24 protein-coding genes are annotated in these 24,945 nt (G+C 72.1%); 4 read left to right on the top strand and 20 right to left on the bottom strand.

Translation table 11 applies throughout. The features are described 5' to 3' along the window. Positions 1-180 precede the first annotated feature (180 nt). Positions 181-384 carry a cold-shock protein gene (locus AB0435_RS01430; RefSeq protein WP_366001993.1) on the top strand — a complete coding sequence of 68 codons (204 nt, stop codon included), beginning with the start codon at positions 181-183 and terminating at the stop codon, positions 382-384. 104 nt (positions 385-488) lie between these two features. Here AB0435_RS01430 and AB0435_RS01425 read toward each other — a convergent pair whose 3' ends face one another. Next, a complete protein-coding gene (locus tag AB0435_RS01425; protein WP_366001994.1) occupies positions 489-1,775 on the bottom strand; it encodes an adenylosuccinate synthase in 1,287 nt (428 codons plus the stop codon). A gap of 175 nt (positions 1,776-1,950) precedes the next feature. On the opposite strand from AB0435_RS01425, the gene AB0435_RS01420 reads away from it, so the two are divergent. Beyond that, positions 1,951-2,904, top strand: a complete 954-nt coding sequence (locus AB0435_RS01420; protein ID WP_366001995.1) for a diacylglycerol kinase — start codon at positions 1,951-1,953, stop codon at positions 2,902-2,904. Between the two features lie 350 nt (positions 2,905-3,254). Here AB0435_RS01420 and AB0435_RS01415 read toward each other — a convergent pair whose 3' ends face one another. The 16 genes from AB0435_RS01415 to AB0435_RS01340 all read right to left on the bottom strand — a co-directional run bounded on the left by AB0435_RS01415 (position 3,255) and on the right by AB0435_RS01340 (position 19,031). After that, the gene (locus AB0435_RS01415; protein WP_366001996.1) at positions 3,255-3,914 is read right to left on the bottom strand and encodes a response regulator transcription factor; all 660 of its coding nucleotides are present in this window, start codon (positions 3,912-3,914) and stop codon (positions 3,255-3,257) included. After that, a complete protein-coding gene (locus tag AB0435_RS01410; protein WP_366002180.1) occupies positions 3,911-5,203 on the bottom strand; it encodes a histidine kinase in 1,293 nt (430 codons plus the stop codon). Before AB0435_RS01410 ends, AB0435_RS01415 begins: the two co-directional genes overlap by 4 nt. 169 nt (positions 5,204-5,372) lie before the next feature. Further along, complete coding sequence (locus tag AB0435_RS01405; protein WP_366001997.1) at positions 5,373-6,095, bottom strand: alpha/beta hydrolase; 723 nt, start codon at positions 6,093-6,095, stop codon at positions 5,373-5,375. Then, positions 6,092-7,330, bottom strand: a complete 1,239-nt coding sequence (kynU, locus tag AB0435_RS01400) for a kynureninase (RefSeq protein ID WP_366425898.1) — start codon at positions 7,328-7,330, stop codon at positions 6,092-6,094. The genes AB0435_RS01405 and kynU overlap by 4 nt, the downstream gene beginning before the upstream one ends. Next, entirely contained in the window at positions 7,323-8,180 is an 858-nt protein-coding gene (locus AB0435_RS01395; RefSeq protein ID WP_366425897.1) for a tryptophan 2,3-dioxygenase family protein, read from the bottom strand. Before AB0435_RS01395 ends, kynU begins: the two co-directional genes overlap by 8 nt. Before the next feature lie 234 nt (positions 8,181-8,414). Next, positions 8,415-8,828, bottom strand: coding sequence for a DUF3151 domain-containing protein (locus AB0435_RS01390; protein WP_116212718.1), 414 nt, complete (start codon positions 8,826-8,828; stop codon positions 8,415-8,417). Positions 8,829-9,656: 828 nt separating this feature from the next. Further along, entirely contained in the window at positions 9,657-11,099 is a 1,443-nt protein-coding gene (locus tag AB0435_RS01385; RefSeq protein WP_366002000.1) for a DHA2 family efflux MFS transporter permease subunit, read from the bottom strand. A gap of 257 nt (positions 11,100-11,356) precedes the next feature. Continuing rightward, the gene (gene fbaA / locus AB0435_RS01380; protein ID WP_366002001.1) at positions 11,357-12,379 is read right to left on the bottom strand and encodes a class II fructose-bisphosphate aldolase; all 1,023 of its coding nucleotides are present in this window, start codon (positions 12,377-12,379) and stop codon (positions 11,357-11,359) included. A gap of 687 nt (positions 12,380-13,066) precedes the next feature. After that, complete coding sequence (locus tag AB0435_RS01375) at positions 13,067-13,378, bottom strand: hypothetical protein (RefSeq protein WP_366002002.1); 312 nt, start codon at positions 13,376-13,378, stop codon at positions 13,067-13,069. Next, entirely contained in the window at positions 13,375-13,572 is a 198-nt protein-coding gene (locus AB0435_RS01370; RefSeq protein ID WP_366002003.1) for a hypothetical protein, read from the bottom strand. The genes AB0435_RS01375 and AB0435_RS01370 overlap by 4 nt, the downstream gene beginning before the upstream one ends. Before the next feature lie 76 nt (positions 13,573-13,648). Beyond that, positions 13,649-14,872 carry a helix-turn-helix transcriptional regulator gene (locus AB0435_RS01365; RefSeq protein ID WP_366002004.1) on the bottom strand — a complete coding sequence of 408 codons (1,224 nt, stop codon included), beginning with the start codon at positions 14,870-14,872 and terminating at the stop codon, positions 13,649-13,651. A 334-nt stretch (positions 14,873-15,206) separates the two neighbouring features. Continuing rightward, positions 15,207-15,746, bottom strand: coding sequence for an orotate phosphoribosyltransferase (pyrE, locus tag AB0435_RS01360; protein WP_366002005.1), 540 nt, complete (start codon positions 15,744-15,746; stop codon positions 15,207-15,209). 165 nt (positions 15,747-15,911) lie between these two features. Beyond that, entirely contained in the window at positions 15,912-16,715 is an 804-nt protein-coding gene (locus tag AB0435_RS01355) for an aldose 1-epimerase (protein WP_366425896.1), read from the bottom strand. Positions 16,716-16,825: 110 nt separating this feature from the next. Continuing rightward, positions 16,826-17,611: an SRPBCC domain-containing protein gene (locus tag AB0435_RS01350; protein ID WP_366425895.1), complete on the bottom strand. Its 786-nt coding sequence runs from the start codon at positions 17,609-17,611 to the stop codon at positions 16,826-16,828. A 91-nt stretch (positions 17,612-17,702) separates the two neighbouring features. After that, positions 17,703-18,353, bottom strand: coding sequence for an NAD(P)H-binding protein (locus tag AB0435_RS01345; protein WP_366002008.1), 651 nt, complete (start codon positions 18,351-18,353; stop codon positions 17,703-17,705). Between the two features lie 54 nt (positions 18,354-18,407). Further along, positions 18,408-19,031, bottom strand: coding sequence for a DsbA family protein (locus tag AB0435_RS01340; protein ID WP_366002009.1), 624 nt, complete (start codon positions 19,029-19,031; stop codon positions 18,408-18,410). A gap of 126 nt (positions 19,032-19,157) precedes the next feature. Between AB0435_RS01340 and AB0435_RS01335 the strand changes: the two genes are divergently transcribed. Then, positions 19,158-20,075 carry an AraC family transcriptional regulator gene (locus AB0435_RS01335; protein WP_366002010.1) on the top strand — a complete coding sequence of 306 codons (918 nt, stop codon included), beginning with the start codon at positions 19,158-19,160 and terminating at the stop codon, positions 20,073-20,075. Here the strand turns inward: AB0435_RS01335 and AB0435_RS01330 are convergent. Then, complete coding sequence (locus AB0435_RS01330) at positions 20,050-21,660, bottom strand: polyamine aminopropyltransferase (RefSeq protein WP_366002011.1); 1,611 nt, start codon at positions 21,658-21,660, stop codon at positions 20,050-20,052. The genes AB0435_RS01335 and AB0435_RS01330 overlap by 26 nt on opposite strands. A 98-nt stretch (positions 21,661-21,758) precedes the next feature. Further along, positions 21,759-22,277 carry a DUF2617 family protein gene (locus AB0435_RS01325; RefSeq protein ID WP_366002012.1) on the bottom strand — a complete coding sequence of 173 codons (519 nt, stop codon included), beginning with the start codon at positions 22,275-22,277 and terminating at the stop codon, positions 21,759-21,761. An 850-nt stretch (positions 22,278-23,127) separates the two neighbouring features. Here AB0435_RS01325 and AB0435_RS01320 point away from each other — a divergent pair. Beyond that, positions 23,128-24,336 (top strand): hypothetical protein, encoded by a 1,209-nt coding sequence (locus tag AB0435_RS01320; protein ID WP_366425894.1) that lies wholly within the window; start codon positions 23,128-23,130, stop codon positions 24,334-24,336. 49 nt (positions 24,337-24,385) lie between these two features. Here AB0435_RS01320 and AB0435_RS01315 read toward each other — a convergent pair whose 3' ends face one another. Beyond that, positions 24,386-24,916: a YbjN domain-containing protein gene (locus tag AB0435_RS01315; protein WP_366002014.1), complete on the bottom strand. Its 531-nt coding sequence runs from the start codon at positions 24,914-24,916 to the stop codon at positions 24,386-24,388. Positions 24,917-24,945: the final 29 nt, after the last annotated feature.

The following is a 24,945-nucleotide window of genomic DNA, read 5'->3' as shown; positions in this document are numbered from 1 at the left end:
CGCGAAAAATGGCCACGGAGAGATTCACCGAAGTTCCCGCCGCTCGTGCTACGGTCATTTTCCGTTGCGGTTTTGGATCCGGTTTTCCCTGTGCGCCTGACGGTCTGTGACCTTTGGGCGCACTTGCATATTCAGTTGCAGTACGGAATTTCGGCACCGCTCTCTTGTAGGAGACCTGTCTTGGCTACCGGCACCGTTAAGTGGTTCAACTCGGAAAAGGGCTTCGGCTTCATCGAGCAGGACGGCGGCGGCGCCGACGTCTTCGCCCACTACTCGAACATCGCGACGCAGGGCTTCCGTGAGCTCCAGGAGGGCCAGAAGGTCTCCTTCGAGGTCACCCAGGGCCAGAAGGGCCCCCAGGCGGAGAACATCGTCCCCGCCTGACGCGCTCCGCGCCGGTGAATGAAAAACGGCCGGGCCCCGCACTGTGAGCAGTGCGGGGCCCGGCCGTTCGGCGTTCGGCCGCGGAGGACCTACGAGCCGAGGACCTACGAGAGGAACGAGTTGATCTCGATCGTCTCGGTGCGGCCCGGGCCGACGCCGATCGCGGAGATCGGGGCGCCGGACATCTCCTCCAGGGCCTTCACGTACGCCTGCGCGTTCTTCGGCAGGTCGGAGAAGGTCTTGGCCTTGGTGATGTCCTCGGACCAGCCCGGCAGCATCTCGTAGACCGGCTTCGCGTGGTGGAAGTCGCTCTGGCTGTAGGGCAGCTCCTCGACGCGCTTGCCGTCGATCTCGTACGCGACGCAGACCGGGATCTGCTCCCAGCCGGTGAGCACGTCGAGCTTGGTGAGGAAGAAGTCCGTCAGACCGTTCACGCGGGTCGCGTAGCGGGCGATGACGGCGTCGAACCAGCCGCAGCGGCGGTCACGGCCGGTGGTCACACCGCGCTCGCCACCGATGGTGCGCAGCGCCTCGCCGTCCTTGTCGAACAGCTCGGTCGGGAACGGGCCGGCGCCCACGCGCGTGGTGTACGCCTTGAGGATGCCGATCACGCGGCTGATCTTCGTCGGGCCCACGCCGGCACCCGTGCAGGCGCCGCCCGCGGTCGGGTTGGACGAGGTGACGAAGGGGTACGTGCCGTGGTCGACGTCGAGCAGCGTGCCCTGGCCGCCCTCGAAGAGGACGACCTTGCCGTCGTCGATGGCGTTGTTGAGGATCAGCGTCGTGTCGGCCACGTACGGCTTGATCTGCTCGGCGTAGGTGAGCAGCTCCTCGACGATCGCGCCGGCCTCGATGGCACGGCGGTTGTAGAGCTTCGCCAGGATCTGGTTCTTGAAGTCGAGAGCGGCCTCGACCTTCTGCGTCAGGATCGACTCGTCGTAGAGGTCCTGGACGCGGATGCCCACGCGGTTGATCTTGTCGGCGTAGGTCGGGCCGATGCCGCGGCCCGTGGTGCCGATCTTCCGCGAGCCGAGGAAGCGTTCCGTCACCTTGTCGACCGTGGTGTGGTACGGCGTGATCAGGTGCGCGTTACCGCTGACCAGCAGCTTCGACGTGTCGACGCCGCGCTCGTTGAGTCCGCTCAGCTCGGAGAGCAGGACCGCCGGGTCGACGACGACTCCGTTGCCGATCACCGGGGTGCACCCCGGCGAGAGGATTCCGGAAGGGAGGAGATGCAGCGCGTATTTCTGGTCGCCGACGACCACCGTGTGGCCGGCGTTGTTGCCACCTTGGTAGCGCACCACATAGTCCACGGATCCACCGAGGAGGTCGGTGGCCTTTCCCTTGCCCTCGTCACCCCACTGAGCACCGAGCAGCACAAGTGCGGGCACAGGCGTACACCCCTTCCGGGCGGGGCATGTCCAACGTGCGTGGTGGTGTTCACCCGCTTGCTCAGGGCGTACACCACCGCTAGAGCCGTCGAACCGGTGCCCCGGATAGACGAAGCCCCTGGCGCAACAGCGACAGGGGCTCTTGCACCGAGAGATTACCTGAGGAAGGACCGAGGTGTCGGCTCCAGACTCCACCGAGCAGCCTCTGCTCGTGGTCATCGACCCGGTCGCCCGCCGCGTTGACGGCGAGTCCGTACGGATCGCGAGGGATGTCCTATGCGGCGGCGCGGTGGCCAAAATCTGTTTTCCCGAGGGGCCGCAGGACGTCGAGCGCGCCCTGGCCCGCAGGGGCCGCAGACGGCCCGTCGTCATCGGCGACGACCGGGCGCTGCTGCGTGTCGTCCAGCTGCTGCACCAGCGCCGTGACCTGCCGGAAGTCCCCGTTTCCCTGGTCCCGGTCGGGGCCCTGCCCGCCGTGGCCCTGGCCCGCGCGCTGGGGGTGCCGCTGGGCACGGTCGCGGCCTCCCGGGCCGTGCTGGACGGCGCCGAGCGGCGGCTGGACGCCCTGGTCGACGACGCCGGCGGGATGGTCCTGGGCGAGCTGTGGGTCCCGGGCCCGGGAGGTGGCCTGAACCCGCCGCCGAACCCGGTGGAGACCACTGAGCTGAACGGGTCGCCCGTGGCCCCCGTGCCGGCGGCCGCGGACGGCATAGCCGACGTGGCTGATGTCACTGAGGCCGCCGACGGGAGCGGCAGCGGTGACCATCAGTCGTGGTGGTCGCCGGCGGCGCGCACCGCGCGCTCGGCCCTGACGCTGCTGACGGGCCCGGCGGCCCGCCACCAGCTGCCGTCCTGCACCCGGCTGCGGGTGGAGGCGGACGGGGTGCTGCTGGTCGATCTGGACGACCCGGTGGCGCGGGTCGCGGTCCGCGCGGTGGACGGTCATGCGGAGGTGACCGTCCACACGTACGCCGCCGCGGACGCTCCTGTGTCGGCCCTGGCCGAACGGGTCTCGATCTCGGGGCCCTCGTTCCACTACCGCGCGGACAACGTCCACACGGGGCCGGTGCGCACGCGGACGTGGTCGGCGCGGGAGGGGGCGTGGGGGTTGGTGCTGCCGCGGGGGTGAGGGGGTGGGTGGGCGCGGCTTGGGGTGCGGGTGCGTTGTCGGCTGCGGCGGGCTTGTTCCCCAGCCCCGCCCCTTCCCGAAACTGGGGCGCGTGCCCCAGCCCCCCGGCCACCGGTCCGTTGCCGCCTGCGGCGGGAGCGCCCTGCGGGCGCGTCCTCAAGCGCCGGACGGGCTGGATGGTGCGGACGGTGACCAGCGAACTCAGCCCGTTGGGGGCACCTCCCAGCGGTAGCTGGGGGAGTTTGAGGACAACGCGCGAAGCGTGTTGCGGGGTCTGGGGCGGAGCCCCAGTTTCGGGAAGGGGGCGGGGCTGGGGAAGAAAGCAGCCCGCCGCAGGCGGACGGAGAAGGTCACCCTCCCGGCGTCACCAAGCCGGTCTCGTACGCGAACACCGCCGCCTGCGTCCGGTCACGAAGGCCGAGCTTCACCAGGATCCGGCTCACATGCGTCTTCACCGTGGACTCGGCCACGACCAGGCCCGCCGCGATCTCGGAGTTGGAGCAGCCCTGGGCCACCAGGACCAGGACCTCCGTCTCGCGCTCGGTGAGGTCGCCGATCCGCTCCTGTGTGGGCACCTTCGGCGTGCCGAGGCGCGAGAACTCCTGGATGAGCCGCTTGGTGACCGTCGGGGCGAGCAGTGCCTCGCCGGACGCCACGACCCGTACGCCGTCCGCGAGCTGGCGGGCGGACGCGTCCTTGAGCAGGAAGCCGCTCGCGCCGGCCCGCAGCGCTTGGTAGACGTACTCGTCCAGGTCGAAGGTGGTGAGCACCAGCACCTTCGCGTCGGCGTCGGCCGCGACGATCTCCCGGGTCGCCTCCAGGCCGTTGAGCACGGGCATCCGGATGTCCATCAGGACGACGTCGGGGCGCAGCTCGGCGACCCGCTCCACGGCCTGTCTGCCGTCCAGCGCCTCGCCGACGACCTCGATGTCGGGCTGGGCGTTCAGCAGGACGGAGAAACCTTCGCGGACCATCATCTGGTCGTCGACGATCAGTACGCGGATGGTCATGCGGCGGTCTCCCCCAGGGCCACGGGCAGGAACGCGAGGACCTCGTAGCCGCCCTCCGGCGTGGCCTCCGCGGTCATCTCGCCGCCGAGCATCGTGACCCGCTCCCGCATGCCGAGCACGCCGTGCCCGGCGCCGGGCGAGGGCTTGGCCAGGCGGTCCGCCGGGCCGTTGGCGACGCGCAGGCCGAGCCCGCCGAGCACGTAGCTGATCTCCACGCGGACGTGGGCGCCGGGCGCGTGCCGCAGCGCGTTGCTCAGCGCCTCCTGCACGATGCGGTACGCCGACAGCTCCACGCCCTGCGGCAGCGGCCGCACCGCGCCCGTGGTGACGTGCTCGACGGCGGGGCCGGCCGCGCGGACGTTGTCGATCAGCGCGCCGATGTCGGCGAGGGTGGGCTGCGGCGCCTCGGGCCCGGCGAAGGCGTCGGGGTTCTCCGACCGCACGACGCCGAGGACGCGGCGCAGCTCGGTCAGGGCCGCCACGGCGTTCTCGCGGATGGTCTGGAAGGCGGCGGCGAGCTCCGGCGGGGTGTCCTGGACGCGGTACGGGGCGGCCTCGGCCTGGATCGCGACGACCGACATGTGGTGGGCGACGACGTCGTGCAGTTCGCGGGCGATGGTGGTGCGTTCCTCCAGGACCGTGCGCCGGGACCGCTCCACCTCGGTGACGGCCGCCTGCGCGGCGACCTGCTGCTTGGACTCGCGCAGGCCGCGTACGGCCAGGACGGCGAAGAGCACGATCCCGGAGATGGCCATCGTCTCGAACAGGTCGGAGACGAAGAAGCCGTCGCTGTACGGGCGGAACGTCCTGATGAACAGCTCGACGAAGACCCCCAGCGCGCCGGTGAGCAGCCACATCTCGGCCGCCACGCGGGGCCGGGTGCGCAGGGCCACGAGCAGCATGACGCAGAGGTGGGAGAAGAAGCCGCCGGTGGACGACGGCGCGAGGCCGTAGCCGCTCAGGAGCACCCCCGAGAACAGGAGCGCGCCCACCGACAGCCACCAGGCGCCGACGGGCCGGAAGAGCGTCGTGATGATCGGCACGCCGATGATCAGCGATATGAACAGCCCGTAGATGCCGCCCCAGTGCCCGCCCGCCGCGAACATGACGAGGCAGGTGAAGCCGGCGACGACAGCGTGCGGGGACCACCGGGCGTAGTGCGCGGCCCGGTCCGGCATCCTGCGGACGAGCCAGTGGTCGGCGCGCAGCGGGGGCAGCGGCCGGAAGGCGAAGGCGTCGGTGAAGAGGTCCTCGCGAAGCCCGCCGATGGCGCTCTTCGCCAGGCGCATCTCGCTGCGCAGACTGGGCTCATAGGTGTCGGTCACACCATCAAAGGTAGGCAAAGGCACGGGCGTGCCGCGTCCGCACGAATGGGGATCTCCGAAGGTCCGTCTCAAGGACTACGCGCGGCTCCACCTGGGGTGATGCCCACGGCCGGAGGCCCGTGACCCGGCACGGTCAGGGTCCGTCGACCGCCACGAGAACCTCGTCACACGCCGCCGCCCCCGGTGTCACCACCGCGTAGTGCCCGGCCCCCGGCAGGAGCCGGAGCTCCACCGGGCCGCCCACCGCCGCCGCGTACCTCCGGGAGAAGTCCACCGGCACCTCCTCGTCCGCCTCGCCGTGCACCAGCAGCGTCGGCACCGGGGGCGGCCGGAGCCGGACCGGGTCCGCCTCCGGCCGGTCCGTACCGCCCAGCAGTTCGTCGGCCGCCCCGCCGCTCAGGCGGAGCACCCGCGCCCGTGCGAGGTCCGTGACCGCCGCCACGGCGACGACGCGGGAGACCGTGCCCGGCGCCGTGCTCGCCGCCCACAGCGCGAGGTGGCCGCCCGCCGAGTGCCCGACGAGGACGTGCCGGCCGCCCGGCACATCGCGGGCGAGCACCGCCGCCACGTCGTCGAAGGTCTCCGGCCAGCCACCGCCGCCGCCCACCCGGCGGTACTCCGCGAGGGCGACCTCCGCCCCGCGTACCGCCAGCGCCGCGGCCAGGGGCGCGAGGTGGCGCCGGTCGTACGCCTCCCGCCAGAAGCCGCCGTGCAGGAGCGTCACGCGGGTGCCGGACGGCTCGGCGGGCCGGTAGACGTCGATCACCTGGCTGGGGTGGACGCCGTACGCGACGGTCTCGTCCGGCGGTACGTACTCCAGGGCCAGCAGCGCGTGCGCCTCGGCCTCCCCGGTCATGGGGCCGGCACCTCGGCCAGCGTCTCCGCCAGCACCCGCGCGGCGCGCTCGGCGTCCGCGAAGGCCGTGTACAGCGGGGTGAAGCCGAAGCGCAGGACGTCCGGGGGCCGGAAGTCCCCGACGACGCCGCGGCGTATGAGCTCCTCCATCACCGCGCCTGCGCCGGAACAGCGCAGCGCCACCTGGCTGCCGCGCTCCGCGTGCGCGGCGGGCGTGACGCTCTCGACGCGGCCCGGGGGGACGTACTCCCCGACGCAGCGCAGGAAGAAGTCCGTCAGGGCGAGGCTCTTGGCCCGGACGTCCGCGAGCGCCACCCCGTCCCACACGTCGAGCGCGGTGTCGAGCGCGAGGAGGGAGAGGATCTCCGGCGTGCCGACCCGGCCGCGCGCCGCGCCCTCGGCGGGGGCGTAGGCGGGGGCCATCGCGAAGGGGTCGGCGTGGGAGTTCCAGCCGGGCAGCGGTGAGTCGAAGCGGGGCTGGAGCTCACGACGGACGTGGAGACAAGCGGGCGAACCGGGCCCGCCGTTGAGGTATTTGTACGTGCAGCCCACGGCGAGGTCCACGCCCCACGCGTCGAGTTCGACCGGGAGGGCGCCCGCGCTGTGGCAGAGGTCCGCCACGAGGCGGGCCCCGGCTCCGTGCGCGGCGGCGGTCAGGGCCGGCAGGTCGTGGAGGCGGCCCGTGCGGTAGTCGACGTGGTTGACCAGCACGGCGGCGGTGCGCGGCCCGGCCGCCCCGGCCAGCTCCGCCGCGGGCACGGCCCGGACGCGACAGCCCGTCATCCGGGCGGCGGACTCCGCGACATAGCCGTCGGTGGGGAACGTGGCCGCGTCGACGAGGACTTCGTCGCGGCCCGGCGCCTCCTCCCGGGCGATGCGGACCGCCGCCACGACCGCCTTGAAGACATTGACACTCGTGGAGTCACCGACCACGACCTGGCCGGGCGCGGCCCCGACGAGCGCGCCGATCCGGTCGCCGATCCGCTCGGGCGCGGACCACCAGCCGGACTCGGTCCAGGACCGGATCCCCAGCTGCCCCCACTCCCGCCCGATGACGTCCGCGATCCGGGCGGACACCGCGCCGGGCAGGGCGCCCAGGGAATTGCCGTCGAGATACACGACCTTGTCGGCCAGCGCGAACTCGGCGCGCTTTGCGCGCAGTACATCACCGGCGTCGAGCTCGGCGGCCTCCCGGCCGAGTGCTCCGCTCATGCCCGCTCCCTCCACGTCAGACATGGCTGCGCGCCGTCCACAGCTCGGGAAAGACGTTCTTCGCGGCGCGCTTCTCCAGCCAGGCCACTCCCGAGGAGCCGCCCGTGCCGGGCTTCGCGCCCATCGCCCGGCGGGTGGCCACGAGATGGTCGTTGCGCCAGCGCCAGACCAGCTCGGCGACCTCGGTCAGGCTCTCGCCCAGACGGCACTCGTCGCCGTGCCGCGGGCCCTCGTAGATCCGCTGCCAGACCCGCTCGACGCCCGGGTCGGCGGCATACCGCTCGGCGACGTCGCGGTCGAGCACGGCCCGGGGTATCTCATGGCCGAGCCGCGCCAGATAGCGCAGCACCTCGTCGTACAGACTCGGCTCGTGCAGCGCCTTCTCCAGCTCCGCGCCGTCTCGGGGGGCGCCGCGATAGGGCGTCAGCATGGCCGCGGACTTCTCACCGAGCAGGAACTCCAGGCGGCGGTACGTGGCGGACTGGAACCCGGACGCCTCGCCGAGCGCGCCCCGGTACGCATTGAACTGACTGGGCGTCAGGTGCGCGATGGGCTTCCAGGAGGCGTTGAGCGACTCCAGCTCGTACGCGGACCGCTTGAGCGCGGCCAGCGCGGCCTCCGGGTCGTCCCGCCGGAGGGCGTGCCGGGCCGTGCGCCACTCGTGCACGAGGACGGTGAACCACAGCTCCATCACCTGAGTGGTGACCAGGAAGGCCATCTCCCCGGGGTCGTCGGAGAGCGGCTCCTGGAGCCTGCTGAGCACCGAGGCCCGGACGTAGTCCTCGTACGGCGTGGTGCCCTCGAAGTCGAGATTCGGGGAGACCGATCCGGCGGTCTCCGGGGCGGGCGGACAGGGTGACTGCGGCTGCGGCATCGCGCTCTCCTCGGCATGACGTGCTTCCGGGTAGCGGTCCGCCCCTTCCCGTCGGCATCGGAGCCCCGGTCCCCTGCCACGCATCATCCGTCCCGGCCGCCGCCCGCGGCAAGGCCTGTGGATAACCCCGCGGACAGCCGGAACGCCCCGCGTGGAGCGGGGCGTTCCGGCCGGTCCTGACTGGTTCTGACTGGTTCTGGCCGGTCCTGGCCGGTCCTGGCCGGTCGCGTCAGGTCAGCCCAGCGTGTTGGCGGCCGTCGGGGAGCTGTCCCGCAGGAACGCCGAGCAGCGCTCGTACTCCTCCTGCTCCCCGATCGACTGCGCGGCCCGCGCGAGCGCGTGCAGCGCGCGCAGGAAGCCGCGGTTCGGCTCGTGCTCGAACGGCACCGGGCCGTGGCCCTTCCAGCCGCTGCGCCGCAGGGCGTCGAGCCCGCGGTGGTAGCCGGTGCGCGCGTACGCGTAAGACTCGACGACCCGGCCACCCTCGAACGCCTCGTCGGCGAGCTGCGCCCACGCAAGCGAGGACGCCGGGTATTTGGCCGCCACCTCGGCCGGGGCGGCACCGGAGGCGAGCAGCTCGCGCGGCTCGGGGTCGTCGGGCAGGTGGGTCGGGGGCGGTCCCCCGAGCAGGTTCTCGTGAATGGACATGGGCTCCAGTCTGCCTTGTCGCTGCGCTGGCCGGGTGGGTGTGGGGGTTGCCGTTGTCTTGTTACGCGCCTGCCGGCGGGGCGCCTCTGCGGGCGGCGGTTGGTGGGGGTGTGCGCCGCTTGTCTTGTGCGGGTCCGTCTGCCGCCTGCGGCGGGTGGCCTCAATCGCCGGCCGGGCTGGGTTTGTGGCTGGACCGGGGGTGTGACCTCCGGGCTGAGGACCTGGAACGCGGTGCGGGCGCCCTGATCCGTATTGGGTGCCCCGACAACGCACCGCGTTCCAGAACCCCACCCTCCGGCCCCACCCCCTCCGCCGGAGGGCAAGTTGAAGGCCGGTGGGTGCGCCTCTCTTTTCCGCCAGGTGCGCCTTCCTCTTCCGCCGGGCACGCCGTTCTTTTCTTTTCCGCCGGGTGCGCGAAATCCAGCCCGTTGGGGCACCTCCCAGCGGTAGCTGGGGGAGTTTGAGGACGCGCCCGCAGGGCGCCCCCGCCGCAGGCGGCGAACCGGCCCGCAGCTCGGGGTCTGGGGCGCAGCCCCAGTTCGGGGTACGGATCCAGCCCGTCCGGCGTTTGAGGACAACGCGCGAAGCGTGTTGCGGGGTCTGGGGCAGCGCCCCAGTTTCGGGAAGGGGCGGGGTGGGGGAAAGCCCGCCGCAGGCGCCGACGGATCCGCAGCCCGGGGGGCCTGGGGCACGCACCCCCAGCACGGGAGGGCAGGCCAGAGCCCAACCGACCCCCGTCCCGGACCCCGGGCGGAGCCCCCACGCGGCGGAGCCGCACATCGACCGCGGCCGGGAAAGGGCGAGGCAGGGGACCCCACCCGCCAAGACCTACCTCTCATCCCCCGGATCCAGCGGCGGTGCCGAAACACCGCAGTGGTACGCCGCCTCCGGCCGGCACCGCCCGCCCGGAGGGCGCACCGTCGACCAGCCGAGCAGTGCCCCCACCACGAGCGACCCCGCGCACAAGAGCATCGAGCGGTGGAACGCCCCCGTGAACGCGCCGGGATCGCGGTACGTCTCCGGGCCCATGCCCGCGAGCAGCGGTAGCGCGGCCACGGCGATCAGGCCTGCCGCGCGGGCCGCCGCGTTGTTGATGCCGCTGGCGAGGCCCGCGCGGCCGACGTCCACGGAGGCCAGGACCGTCGAGGTGAGCGGGGCGACGAGCGCCACCATGCCCATGCCGAGCACGACGAGGGCGGGCAGGACGTCCCGCCAGTACACCGCGCCCGGTCCGACCCGGGTCATCAGCAGCATCCCCGCCGCGCACAGCAGCGGTCCGACCGTCAGCGGGATCCGCGGGCCCATGCCCTGCGCGACGCGGCCGGAGCGCGCGGACAGCAGCAGCATCAGGACCGTCGTGGGCAGCAGCGCGGTGCCCGCCTCCAGCGCGGACCAGCCGACCACGATCTGGAGCTGGAGCACCGCCAGGAAGAAGAAGCCGCTGAAGGCGGCGTAGACGCAGACGGTGACGGCGTTGACCGACGTGAACATCCGGTTCGCGAAGATCCCCGGCGGCAGCATCGGCTCGGCCCGCCGGTTCTCCACCTGCCAGAACGCCACGCCCAGCAGCACCCCGCCGACCGCCGGCCCGATCACCCAGGGCGACGCGCCCTTCCCGGGGGCGGCGATCAGGGCGTACGTCACCGCGCCGAGCGCCAGCGCCCCCAGCGCCGCGCCCAGGACGTCGAACCGCCCGTGCGCCCTCGGGTCGCGGGTCTCCGGCACGTGCCGGAGGGCCACCGGAACGCACACGGCCGCCAGTGGCAGGTTGATCAGGAACACCCAGCGCCAGCCCGGCCCGTCCACCAGCCAGCCGCCCACGAAGGGCCCGACCGCCGACGCCACCCCGCCGAGCCCGGACCACGCCCCCACCGCCCCGGCCCGGTCGTCCGGGTGGAAGACCGCCTGGATCAGGGCGAGCGAACCGGGCGTGAGCAGCGCCCCGCCGATGCCCTGCAGCGCCCGCGCGGCGATGAGCACGCCGGCGTCCGGCGCGATCCCGCACAGCAGCGACGCGAGCGCGAACCACACGACGCCCACCACGAACACCCGGCGCCGCCCGAACCGGTCCCCGAGCGCCCCGCCCAGCAGGATCAGCCCGGCGAGGGTGAGCATGTACGCGTTGACGGTCCACTGGAGCACGGCCAGGTCGGCGTTGAGGTCGGCGCCGATGTGGGGCAGCGCCACGTTGACGACGGTGCTGTCGAGCATCGCCATCCCGGAGCCGAGCACGGCCGTCAGCAGCACGAAGCGCCCTGCGGGCGTGCCCATACGGATGGCGGGGGAAACGGCGGAGGAAATTGCGGGGGAAGCAGCCGCGGTGTCCCCGGGCCGTGCTTCCGGCACGGCAGCCGGATCGGGCCTGCCGCCCGGGTCCCCTGCGGAGTCGCTCATGCCCGGATCATCGCGCGGCCGCGGCGTCCGGGCCAGCTGTGCGGAAGGGTCTGGCCCACGCTCGTCGAGCGTGGGCCAGACCCTTCCGGCACGGCATGTGCACCGGCGCCGCGAACGTCACCGGTGCCGCACGGCTACTTCAGCTTCGTGCCCGTGGAGCGCAGGTCCGCGCACGCCTTGGTGACGCGCTGGGCCATGCCCGCCTCGGCCAGCTTGCCCCAGGTGCGGGGGTCGTACGTCTTCTTCTCGCCGACCTCGCCGTCGACCTTCAGGACGCCGTCGTAGTTCTTGAACATGTGGGCCGCCACCGGACGGGTGAAGGCGTACTGCGTGTCCGTGTCGAGGTTCATCTTCACGACGCCGTTCTCCAGCGCGGTGCGGATCTCCTCCTCCGTGGAGCCGGAGCCGCCGTGGAAGACGAAGTCGAACGGGTCGGCCTTGCCGTACCGCTCGGCGACACCCTGCTGAAGGTCCTTGAGCAGCTCGGGACGGAGGACGACGTTGCCCGGCTTGTAGACGCCGTGGACGTTGCCGAAGGAGGCGGCCAGGAGGTAGCGGCCCTTCTCACCCAGGCCCAGGGCCTCGGCGGTGCGCAGCGCGTCGTCGACGGTGGTGTACAGCTCGTCGTTGATCTCGTGGCTGACGCCGTCCTCCTCGCCACCGGTCGGGGTGATCTCGACCTCAAGGATGATCTTGGCGTCGGCGGCCTTGGCGAGCAGCTCCTGGCCGATGGCCAGGTTGTCGGCGAGCGTCTCGGCGGAGCCGTCCCACATGTGCGACTGGAACAGCGGGTTCTGGCCGTTGGCGACACGCTGCGCGGAGATGTCGATCAGCGGGCGGACGTAGCCGTCCAGCTTGTCCTTCGGGCAGTGGTCGGTGTGCAGCGCGATGTTCACCGGGTACTTCTGGGCGACGACGTGCGCGAACTCGGCGAGCGCGACGGCGCCCGAGACCATGTCCTTGCTGTACTGACCGCCCAGGAACTCCGCGCCACCGGTGGAGATCTGGATGATGCCGTCGCTCTCCGCCTCGGCGAAACCGCGCAGCGCGGCGTGCAGCGTCTGCGTCGAGGTCACATTGATGGCCGGGTAGGCGAACTTGCCTGCCTTCGCCCGGTCGAGCATCTCGTTGTAGACCTCGGGGGTTGCGATAGCCAAGACACAATCCTCTCATGCGCTGGTTCAGGGCCTGGGCAGAGCCACTGTGCCGTGGCTGTTCGGCCGTCCTACGTCAGCCCCAGGCTACCGCCCGCGCTCGAACACGGACATTGGCATGCAATCGCGGAGCTCCTGCCCAGGCCACGCCCGCGACAGCAGGAAGCCCCACCCGCACGCCACGGAGACAACGCACGAGCGGGGCCGGTGTCGGCGCCCTCACCGCCGAAGAGGCACCCCCAGCGAAGCGAAGGGGCTGACCGGGACGAGAGCTCAAGCGCGTCCGCTTGGTCCTGGCACATCTGCCCACGCTCAAGGCTTGTCCGGTCGGGGGAACCTGCCGCCCACAGCGCCGGGAGATCACCACATCTCACGCCGAGGACGGCCTACCCGAGACGCTCAGGAAGGGATGCCGCCCAACCCCGCGTCCGGGATCTTGCAGCGGGGACAGCCCCCGCTCGTCTCAGTACTGCCGCTGCTCCGTGCAGAGGGCGCACGGGAAGCGGCACGGCGGGTGACCGGCCTCTTGGGGGATGTAGACCACCCCGGAGCGCCCATCTGCCGCCCCGCCGTACTTGGTCCACCATCCCTCGGGGGAGTCCGTATACGGGCCGTCAGGGTCGTCTATGGGGCTGACCAGTTCCGAGGTCGGCAACGGGGCCAGGGGGCGCCTGTGGAGCCTTGCGGGGGTCACCGGGTCGCTGCCCGCTCTTGCCGGGCCAGCCGTCCCGCCAAGACAGATCCCGGCGGGGGCGTGATGATCGTGTAGCAGGTGGAGCGCTCCACGAACAGCCGGTGCCCCGTCTTCTCGACGTGGGCCTTCTGCCGCTTGTCCGCCTCTTCCCGGTCGTCCAGGATGCGGAACTCCCAACGGCACACGGTGTCGTGCTCCTGGTCGCCGTCGCCCGGGATCACGTCACGGCAGATAACCACATACTCAGCGGCGGCGGTCTCGTCCGGGACGGTCACCCAGTCGACGAACCGGAAGTTCCGGGAGGTCACTTGGCGCCCCCGGCCTTGTCGGCGCACTCCTGGTGCCAGTAGACGGCGACGGGGGACGAGGAAGCCCGTTCGATGTCCCCTCGTCGGCAGGGAGTGTCAGTGGGGATGGGCTTCCGGCACTTCCCGCACGCCTGCCCCGCCGGCGCGTAGGTCACGTAGTCGTACGGGTGCCCGGTCTCGCGCGCTCTCGCCATCGTCGCTGTCCCCTCGCGTAGGTAGCGGAAGACGGTAAGCGGAACGGGAACTCACGAGAGGCCCAGTCTGTCCCCCTCAGCTCGCTAGTACCTGTACCTCCTCGGCGAGTGCCATCGCGTCCGACTTCAGCGGCCCACGGGCTTCCTTCGCCAGGTCGTAGACCAACCCCCGGGCAACCGGCGTGAACCGCACCGTCTCCGGCGACGCCTCCACAGCGCGCCTCATCCAGTGCAGCGCCCCGGCATGGTCCTTCCGCTGCTTCTGCGCGCGCCCAAGCTCGATCAGCACCCGCGAACGGCGCTCAACGCTCGGCACCGTTTCCAGGTCCACCGTTTCGGCTCGGCTCATCGCCGTCCCGGGCGTCCGAAGGTCGGTGGCGACGCTCACGGCATGGATGTCCGCGTTACCCCTGCCGAACACCGTCCATGAATGCGCGTAGCCATCGGGCAGCCGGTTCGCGGTGCGGTCAGCCTCGTCCCAGTGCCGCCACGCGTCGCCCTCAGCACCCTCACGAGCGTGTGTAATGGCCGCATGGAGGTGAAGGGCCCCATAAACGCCCCGCAGGTCGTCAGAGCCCCTCTCAAGATGCGTCTTAATGGCCTCAGCAGCCTCAGTGACGACGCGGATCGCTTCTTCGGCATAGCCGGACTCGCGGAGCCCGTTCGCCCACGTCCACGACGCCCCAGCGAGGCACAACGGACTGTCAGCGTCTTGCGCAGCGTTCCTGCCACGGTCGGCGATCAGCCAATACAGCTCCGGTTCGACGGCGAACGCGGCCGCCTGCTGTGCGAGGTGGTATACGTCGGCGAGAACGGCATACGCCTTCCGACGCTCCGGCCCGTCAAGACGACGGGGCAGCGCGGAAGCGTCCCGAATGAGGCCGGGGAGAAGGCTGGAGACCTCCGACCGTTGGAAGCGGGACGAGTGCCACAGCCGCCATGCCTCAGCCACACGCCCTCGGATCACGTCCACGCTCAGCGGCTCATCCGGGACGGCGAACAGCGGGCCCCGCAAGGCGTCACGGAGGTCAGCAACACCGGGCAGTACGAGCCGCGCGGACGGGCCTACCGGGGAGGGCACGGAATCACCCGTCAAGGTGGTCAGGTCGCTGATCTTCAGCGCGGTTGCGAGCCTGACAAGGAGGGTGTGGTCACGTAGCTGCCGCTCGCCAGATTCGATCTTCTTCAACCAGTCGGAGCCACGGCCAACTAGTCCAGCAAGCACAGGCCGCGTCATCCCGCGTCGCTCTCGGTAGAACCGGACACGCTCCCCGGTCGTCATCCCGGCCAGGTCTGTCATAGCCGCTCCTCGTACGAAGTCAAGCCCTTCTGGCCAGCGTACGCCGTGCGGTCAGCGCGAACGAGTCTTGTTCAGACGTTAGTTGACGCTCGCCCGCGAGATCGCTGACGCTCTTCCTCGTCGCCGACGAGCGACAGGGCGGCGGGGCACTCCCGTCGCGTGCGCGAGGCTGTGACAGGGGTCGCCAGACGCGCCCACAGCGAACTTCAGCAACACCCTGCCCCAGACTCACCGAATTGCTCCACATGGGTGCTCGGCCGGGGAAGCCCGAGGGGCGGGCTGGTTTCACGTGAAACCAGCCCGCCCCTCGGGGACGCTTTGACAAAATCGCAGGTCAGGACAGGCCGAGGTCGCCCAGGGAGTAGCCCGTCACATAGCGCAGGCCCGCGCCCTCGATGGCGGAAGCGGCACCGCGGTCGACGATCGTCGCCACGGCGACGACCTCCGCGCCCGCCTCGCGCGCCGCCTCGACGGCGGTCAGCGGCGAACCGCCGGTGGTCGAGGTGTCCTCGACCACCAGGACGCGGCGGCCCTTGATGTCCGGGCCCTCGATGCGGCGCTGCATGCCGTGCGTCTTCTGCGCCTTGCGGACGACGAACGCGTCGAGCTTGCGGCCGCGCGCGGCGGCGGCGTGCAGCATCGACGTGGCGACCGGGTCGGCGCCGAGGGTGAGGCCGCCGACGGCGTCGTACTCCAGGTCCGCCGTGGCGTCCAGCATCACCTGGCCGACCAGGGGCGCCGCCTCGGCGTCCAGGGTGATCCGGCGCAGGTCGATGTAGTAGTCGGCCTCCTTGCCGGAGGAGAGGGTCACCTTGCCGTGGACCACGGCCTTGTCCTTGATCTGCTGCAGCAGGGCGTCACGCGCTTCGCTCATGGTCCTGAGCTTAGGCCGTGTCCGGCGGACCTCGTCCCAGCGCGGGCCGTCCGCGGCGGGGACGCCCTCGGGGTCCCCCCGGACGGGGTCCGGGTGTCCCCCATCTCCGGACGGGCTCGACGCGGCTGACGTGGGTGCGCGCTTACGCCGTTCCGCCGGACCGGATCACGCCGGCGTCCGCCACGTCCACGTCGTGGAGATCTCCAGGGGGTCGATCGGAGTGACGAGGCGCGGCAGGGTGTTGAGGCCGTTCGGGGGGCCGGACTGCGGTTCGACGCAGACGGCCTCCTTCTCCTCGTCGTAGATCACGACCCACTCGGCCCGGCTGGCGACCTTCAGCTCCAGCTGTCCCGGCCAGGTGAGGGTGACGTCCACGCCGTCGGGCATGCCGAAGCAGTCGTCCCAGGGGCCGGGCTTCGGCGCGATGCGGCGGCCCGTCGGCAGGTGGTCGTCGCCACGCTCCTCCTGCCACTCCGCGTCGAACGCGAGCTCCATGTCACCGCCCGAGCCGAGGTCGCGCAGGAACCACGGGTGCCAGCCGGCCTGCGCCGGAAAGGAGTTGTCGTACGTCTCGACGCCCATGGTCAGCGTGAGGGAGTCCGGCCCCAGCTCCACCAGCTGGGTGACCCGGCCGGTGTACGGCCACGGCTCGGCGAGGTCGTACGTGAACGCGGCGGAGGTGTCGTCCGCGCGCGCCGTGCTCCAGGCGGTGTCGCGGCCGGTGCCGTGGATCGCGTGCGGGGGATGGTTGACGGGCATCTGATGGCGCTCGCCGCCGTTGCGGAACTGCCCCAGCTCGATGCGGCCGCACCAGGGGACCATGGGGAAGGCGCCGTACTTGGCACCCTGCCGCAGGAGTTCGGTGCCGCGGATACGCAGACTGGTGAGCCTGCATCCGTTCCGGGGATCCACGGTCAGTTCGGCGTCGCCGGCCTTCAGGTGGACCTGATTCGTCTTGTCGGTGCTCACGATGCGACCTTATGGGCAGGCCACCGGGATTCGGGGCTCCGCCCCGAATCCGGACCCCCGTTCGCCGGTCGCGCCTGTCCGCCGAGCCGCCCGGCTCCGGGGAACGCGGCTCAGCGCCTGCGGCGGAGCGCCCGGCTCACCACCACCGCCGAGGCCAGGGCCACCGCCGCCGCCGGGGCCGCCCAGCGCAGCGCAGCGGCCGTCGCCGAGGCCGCCTCCGGGGCGGGGACGGGCGCGTAACGGCCGCGCGGCGGCGCGTGGTCGACCTCTTCCGCGCTGCGCCCGATCATCGTGCGGCGCGCGTGCGCGGCCTCCGCGGGCGGCTCGTCGTCCTCGTCGTCGTCCACGTCGAGTTCGTCGTCGGCCGACGGGTCGAGGGACGGCGGCGGGACCTCCGTGTCGAAGACGCTGCCGCCCTCCAGCCGGGGGCCCTCACCCGCGGCGCCCGCCTCCTCCTCCGCGTCCTCCCGCAGCTCCTCCATGAGCGCGGCGGCGAAACGGTCCAGCAGGCGGCGGGCCGTGGCCTCCGTGGCCTTCTCGTCGAAGTCCGCCAGCCGGCCGGTGCTGCCGACCGTTCCCGTGCAGGTCAGCCGGGATCCGTCGGCGGTGGCCGCCAGCACGCCGCGCAGCGCGAGCGTCACCGTGCCGGAGCCGCGCACCTCACTGCCCTCACCCGACAGCTCGTAGGAGCCGTCGCGCTCGGTCAGGTGCAGCGAGCCCCGGTAGGTGATGGTCGAGCCACCTATGCGCAGCCGGAGGCGTCCGGCCACGAGCGCGCCGGAGGCATCCGCGACGTCCTGTTGGAGGCCGGGAACGCAGCGCACCACGCGGGCGGGGTCGGCGAGGACCCGGCGGACGGAGTCGACGGAAAACGGAACGAACACCTCATGCTCCATAGCAAGCGAGCCTACCCATCAGGCCCCTCACCAGTGCCTCTCAGGCCGAACTTTCCGTCGCGCCCCGCCCGCGGAGCCCCGAAGGGCGGGGTCAGTCGCCGACCGTGAAGCGCTCGCCCACGTGCTGCGGGCGCTCGATCTCGTCGACGAGCGCGACCGCGTAGTCCTCGGCGGAGATACGGCTCTTGCCGTCGGCACCGATGACGAGGTCCTCCAGCGCGGTGCGGTACGCACCGGTGCGCTCACCCGGCTCGATCAGCCCGGCGGGGCTGATGTTGGTCCAGCGGACATCGCCGACGGTGCGGTAGAAGTCCAGCGCGTCACCGTGCGCGTGCATGATCTGCAGCAGGAACTCGGGGAGCCCCTCGGCGTCCCAGACCTGCTTGCCGTCGGGCGTGCGCAGCGAGCCCGCGCCGCCGACCGAGATGACGCGCGGGGCCGCGTCACCGAGCGCGCGCACGCCGGCCACCAGCGACTCGGCGGAAGGCTTGATCGTCGCGACGTGGCCAGGGCCGTCGCCGCCGCCGACAGCGCTGACGACGACGTCCTGGCCCTCGGCGGCGGCGGTCACCGACTCCGCGTCGAGGACGTTGCCGGTGGTGACCGTGAGCGCCGGGTGGGTCTCGGTGACCTTCGCGGGGTCACGGACGACGGCGGTGACCTGGTGACCGCGGTCGAGTGCCTCGCGCAGGACGCGGCTGCCGATGGTGCCGTTGGCGCCGAAGAGGGCGATCTTCGCCATGGGGGTGCTCCTCAGAGAAAGAAATGAGTGGGGGGAAAGAAGGGGAGAAGGGGGTCAGTGCTGGTCGAGCGCCCGGGTGAGCGCCTGCGCGGACGACATCGGCCCGCCGAGCCGCCGCACCCCGCCGGGCGTGTGCAGCAGCAGTGTGGGGAAGCTGTCGACGCCCAGGCGGCGCACCTCGCGGAAGTCCGCCTCCGCCTCACGGCGGGTGTCCGTGTCCGCGGCGGCGGCCACGACGGCCTCGCCGTCGACGCCGTCGAGCCCGGCGGCGACCGCGCGCAGGGTGTCGGGGGCGGAGAGGCTCAGCCCGTCGACGTACCAGGCGCGCTGCAGGGCACCGGCGAACTCCAGTGTCCTCTCGGGCGCCTGTCGGCGCAGCGCGACCAGGGCCGCCGCGGCGTCGGCCGAGTCGAGCACGGCGGTGCCGTCGGCGAACGCCTTGGCGTAGCCGGGGCCGAAGACGGCGCCGGTCAGCTCGCCGATGCGGGCGTCGGCCTGCGGGATGTAGGAGTACGCGGAGACGGGCTGCGCCCGGGGACCGGTGAAGAGGCCCCCGCTGCGCACGGTCAGCTCGATACGCCCGGCGTTCGCCGCGGCGAATTCCCGGACGGCCGGGCCGAAGCCGTAGCACCAGCCGCAGTAGGCGTCGAATGCGTAAGTGAGCTTGTGCGGTGCCATGTCTTTCCCTGGAACGGGCAGCTGTCCCGGCCGGGACGGCTGCTGTGATCCATGCACTCCTTGTGGTGCGTTATGGCCACGCTATGGCCGTTTCCGGAGGCCGACCAGGTACGCTCAGGTCTCCTCATGGTGAAAAAGCGACACGCCCGTCAGGAAGAGATCGTCGAGCTCACCTACCGGGCCCCGCCGGGCACGCCCGAAGGGGTCGAGGTGATGACGCTCGCCCAGCTGCGCGCCCGCTCGCCCGAAGGCCTGCTCGCCAAGCCTCAGCGGCTGGACTTCCACCAGATCATCGTCGTCCGCTCCGGGGCCGCGGGACACACCGTCGACTTCACCGGTTACTCCCTGGAGGAGGGGTCGGTGCTGTGGGTGCGGCCCGGACAGGTGCAGCAGTACGGCGCGGTGGAGGGGATCGACGGCGCGGTCATCCTGGTGCAGCCCGGCTTCCTCTCCCCCGGCACGGCCGTCGCGGCGGTGGCCGACGACCCCTTCCGGCCGGTGCTGTGGCAGCCGGTCGGGCAGGACCGGGAGGCCGTCTTCTGCGCGGTGCACCACCTGGAGGCCGACTTCCGCACCAGCCGCGGACTGCCCGCCGACGTGCACTCCGCCGTGCTGCGGCACCTGCTGTCCGTGCTGGTGCTGCGCCTCGCGCATCTCACCGCCCCGGTCGGCAGCAGCGTTCCGGCGCCGGGGGACGCCTTCGTGCGCTTCCGGGCCGCCGTCGAGCGGGACTTCGCGGCCAGTCACCGGGTCGCCGACTACGCCCGCACGCTCGGCTACTCCCCCCGGACCCTTTCGCGCGCGGCCCTCACGGGCGCGGGGGTGGGCGCCAAGGAGTTCATCGACCGCCGGGTGATACTGGAGGCCAAGCGGCTGCTCGCGCACAGCGAGCTGCCCGCCGCCCGGATCGCCGAACGGATCGGCTTCGACGACGCGGCGAACTTCTCCAAGTTCTTCCACCACCGCGCGGGTTGCTCCCCGGGCGCCTTCCGCGCCACGCTCCGCCGGCGGCCCGGCGTCACTCCGCATAGCGGGGGTGCATGAGGGTCGACGGCAGCAGCCCGGTCTCACGGCTGCGCTCGGCGGCACGGGCGGCCGCGGTCAGCTCCCCGGGCGTCAGCGACTGCAAGCAGGGGCGCACCGGCGGGAGTTGCAGGGATATGGAATCCCGGGACGCCAGGACGAAGCTCCAGTCGTCCCCCTCCTCCTCGCGCTCGACGGCCCGCCGCTCGACCGCCCGCCGCTCGACCGTGCGCGCGGGCCCGCCGGGCGCGCCACCGCCCACCCGGTAGGCCCGGGTGCGCAGGCCCAGCGAGCGGATCGTGGCCTCCACCGTCCAGAAGACGTGCGGGCGGGCGTCGACCGTGCCTGCGTGGACGGCGAGCCGCCCGCCGGGCGCCAGGCGGCGCTCCGCCAGGCCGTAGAACTCCTGCGAATACAGCTTGGTGCTGGGCGTGATGCCCGGGTCGGGCAGGTCGCAGATCACCACGTCGTACGGGGGGTCGTCGGCGGGCCGGCCGCGCAGCCAGTCGAAGGCGTCGCCGACGACCGTGCGCACCCGCGGGTCCCGGAAGGCGTCGTGGTTGAGTGCGGTCAGATCGCGGTCGGTGCGGGCCAACCGCAGGAGGGCGCGGTCCAGTTCGACGACGGTGACCGAGGCGACGTCCCCGTAGCGCAGCACCTCGCGCAGGGCGAGGCCGTCGCCCCCGCCGAGCACCAGGACCCTGTGGTGCGGCCCGGACATCGCGGGGTGGACCAGCGCCTCGTGATAGCGGAACTCGTCGTCCCCGCTGACCTTCAGCCGCCCGTCGAGGAAGATCGAGAGCGGCTTGCCGCTCCCGGCTCCGCCGGTGAGCACGACCTCCTGCACGTCCGACTGCACGGCCACCCGCACGTCCGAGCCGTAGACCGCCTGGCGCGCGGCCCGCTCGAAGGGGCCGGTGAGGACCGTGCCCGCGGCCAGCAGCGCCAGCACCAGCGCGTTGGCGGCGAGGAGCGCCCAGCGCGAGCGCACGCTCAGATCGCCGCGGAAGAGCCAGAGCACCAGCGCCCCGCCCGCCGCCGCGTTGACCGCGCCGGTGAGCAGCGCGCCCGTCAACTGCCCGAGCACGGGCAGCAGCAGGAAGGGGAACGCGAGCCCGCCGACCAGGGCGCCCACATAGTCGGCGGCGAAGAGGTCGGCGACCGCGCCGCCCGCGTCCTGCCGCCGGATGCGCTGGATGAGGGTCATCAGCAGCGGCACCTCGGCGCCGATCAGCACCCCGATCGTCAGGGAGAACGCCACCAGGGCCGGCCGCGCCTGGCCGAACCAGGCGAAGCATGCGTAGAGCGCCATGGCCGACAGGCCGCCGGCCAGCGCCAGCACCGCCTCGACGGCGGCGAACCCCAGGGCGGCCCTGGCTCTCAGTCTCTTGGCGAGCAGCGAGCCGAGGCCCATCGCGAAGACCATCACCGACAGCACGACCGACGCCTGGGTGACGGAATCGCCGATCAGATACGAGGCCAGGGCGACCAGCTCCAGCTCGTACACCAGCCCGCAGGCGGCGCAGATGAAGACGGTGGTCAGGACCACGAAGCGGCCGAGCCCGGCCGGTACGGGCAGCCGCGCCGGCACCGGGCGGTAGATCATGATGGGAACGCTACGTCACGATCCGACAACCTTTTGTCACCCACAAGGGTTTATTACAGGTGTTCCATGGCGCGTTTCCGGGTGCCCCACGGGGCCGTTCAGAGGGCCGCGGCGGCCCGTGCGGCCACTCTCGTGCGGGTGGCGACCAGCCGCCCCTCCTGCGGATACGCGTGCCAGGTGCGCCAGCTGACCTGGCCCTCGCGCCGCTGCGCGAGCAGCGCGGTGAAGGCGTGCGGGCTCCCCGGGAAGGTGCCGGCCAGTCCGTACGGATGCTCGGCGACCAGCGCCAGCAGCTCCTGCGCCCGGCCCGCGAAGGAGCCGTGCGACAGGGTCTCTATCCGGGCCGCGAACTCGTACTCCCAGGCGCCGACGCGGCGGGCCACGCCCAGCGGCAGCGGGGTGGCGCTGCCCGGCAGACAGGCGACGGTCTCCGAGCAGACGCCGCCCTCCTCCTCCAGCAGCACCTGGTGGGAGGCGCCGAGCAGGCGCAGTTGGACAAGGGAGTCGGCGAGCCGCAGATCGAGGACGGCCAGGGCGGGGAGGGGGTCCTTCCCCAGACACCAGGCGAGGTCGGCGGCACGGGTGTCGGTGTAGGTGGTCTTGAGGGTGGTGAGCATGGGTCGGCTCCGCAAGCACGCAGTGGAGGGTGGGCCGGCCCGCCGAGGAGGACCAGAGTCTTCGAGTGCGCCGGCTCATGCCCACATATGAGTGTTCCGTGGGGTCCGATGACAGTGATTCCGAGGATTCCGTGAGGAGTCGTCGTCCGACACGTGTCTCTGAATGAGAGGGAATCATGAATTGACCGGCGCTCACAGCGTTTTTACCCATCTCATCGTGCTTTCCATCCACGCGAGGGCCAGGCAGTTCAACTGTTCAGAATCATTGCGCGCGGCAGGCCCCCGACAAGCGGCCGGACGCATATGCGATCAGCCATGAGCCATCTGCAAATCCCCTGCTCAAACAGCGTTTCCGAGCACTGTCGACGCCATGGGCACGGGTTCTTCACCAATACGGAACGAGAAATGCACGACACTGGAGGGCGCATTGGGGCGCGTCGCGAAGGCGGGCGCACGAATACCCACCACCCCGGCGCGCGGCGGGAGTTCACAGGGAAATCGCACGCCGCCCGGACGCGTCCACGCGCGGACTGCCGGTGCCGGTGCCGGGCGCCCTCCGCGCGCACCGCGGCGGGACGCGCGGGCAGGCGGCGGCCCACGCCCCCGGCGGACGGCGCGCACCACCCCCGGCCCGCCCCTCAGCACACCCGCACCCCCGTCCCGCGCAGACACTCCGCCGTGCCCGCCGAGCGGGTGGAAGGCGCACCGCTAACGGGCGTTCCGTGTCGCGCGCGTGACGCGCGAGACGCATGGTCGGTATGCCGAACCGCCCCCGTCCGTACCCGTGCCCCGGCCCCCCGCACCGCCCCCGCGGCGGACACCGGGCCGCGCCCGCACCGGAGGTGCCCCCGTGTCAGCCGACACCGCCGTGCCCGTACGAGCGCCGGAACCGCACCCCGCGGCCCCGAGTGCCCGTGCCCGCCGCCTCGACCGGGTGCGCGAAGCCCTGCGCAGAGCCGCCCCCGCGCTCGCGCTCTACGCCGCCGTCCGGCTCACCGGCATGTCGGTCATGGCGGGCTGGGCCTGGTGGATCGGACGGCATCCGCGCACGCTGCTCGGCCACTCCTGGGACGGCATCTGGTACGCCGACATCGCCCGGCACGGCTACGGCCTGATCATCCCCTCGCCCACCACCCGCGGGGTGGTCTTCAACGACCTGGCGTTCTTCCCGCTGTTCCCCGGTCTGGTGCGGGCGGTGATGACCGTGCTGCCGTTCACCGCGGTCACCGCCGGGCTGCTCGTCGCCTGGTTCTCTGCCGGCGTGGCCGCCTGGGGCATCTACGCGGTCGGCGAGCGGCTGCACGGGCACAAGCCGGCCACCGCGCTCGTCGTCCTCTGGGGGCTGCTGCCGCACGCGATCGTGCAGTCCATGGCCTACACCGAGCCGCTGATGACCGCCCTCGCCGCCTGGGCGCTCTACGCGGCTGTCACCGGACGGCGGCTGTGGGCCGGTGCGCTCGCGCTGCTCGCGGGGCTGTCGCGGCCCAACGCCGTCGCGGTGGCCGCGGCCGTCTGCGTCGGCGCCGCCCTCACCCTGGCCCGCGACCGGCGGGCCCGTACGGACTGGCGGGTCTGGGCGGGCGCCGCGCTCGCGCCGCTCGGCTGGACGTCCTACGTGCTGTGGGCCGGATTCCGCTCCGGCGGCGGGGTGCTCGGCTATTTCGACGTGCAGCGGCTGTGGGGGTCACGGTTCGACTTCGGGCGGGACGCGTTCCGGTTCGTCCGGCACCTCTTCATCGGCCGGGACGCCATGGCCTACTACGTGACCCTGGCGATCCTGGGCGTCGCGCTGGTCGCGCTCGTCCTGCTCTTCCTCGACCGGCCACCCGCGGTGCTGGTGGTCTACGCGCTGGTGCTCGTCGTCATCGCGGTCGGCGGCTCCAGCTACTTCGCGTCCAAGCCGCGCTTCCTGCTGCCCGCGTTCCCGCTGCTGCTGCCGGCGGCCCTGGCGATGGCGAGAGCCCGGCAGCGCACCGTCGTCGTGACGGTCGGCGCGCTGGCCGGGCTCTCGTTCCTCTACGGGACGTACCTGCTCACGGTCGCCCGCATGCCGATGTGAGACCGGCGGCACACGGGCCCCGCCGGTCGCCGGCCGGGGGCCGGAACGCTCAGGCGTCCTCGTCCGGCTTGTCGTCGCCGGACTCGGCGTCGGCCTCCAGGCCGAGCTGCTCGACGAGCCACTTGTCGAACTCGATCGAGGCGCGCACCCAGCTGACCGTGCTGGAGACGAAGTGCTCCAGGGAGACGCCGACGCCGATCAGCATCTGCGCCTCACCGATCAGCCGGACGGTGCCGTCGTCGTTGGTGTGGGTGTAGACCTTCGGCCACAGGGTGCGGCGGTTCCAGTCGTCGACGACCTCGAGGAGCTGTGCCTTTTCCTCGATGCCGTGCGGACGGTCGTAGAACGTCCGCACGGAGAAGACCTGCTGCTCGTCCTCGCCGCGGAACATGAAGTACGTACGGAACTGCTCCCACGGTGCGGCGAGGTCTCCCTCGTCGTCCACGACGTACTTCAGCTCCATCTGCTCGAGGAGCTGCTTGACCAGGTCCTGGTCGGGGATGACGGGGCCGGCCGGGCCCGTCTCCTGCGGTTCGGGCTGGCCCCCGAAATTCGGAATCGAGGACGGGTCGATGCTCACCGTGAATTTCCCTTCGTACGGTTCCCGCC

This window comes from Streptomyces sp. NPDC051173 (assembly GCF_040689515.1).
GTDB lineage: Bacteria > Actinomycetota > Actinomycetes > Streptomycetales > Streptomycetaceae > Streptomyces.
This window is presented reverse-complemented; position numbering and strand designations above follow the sequence as displayed.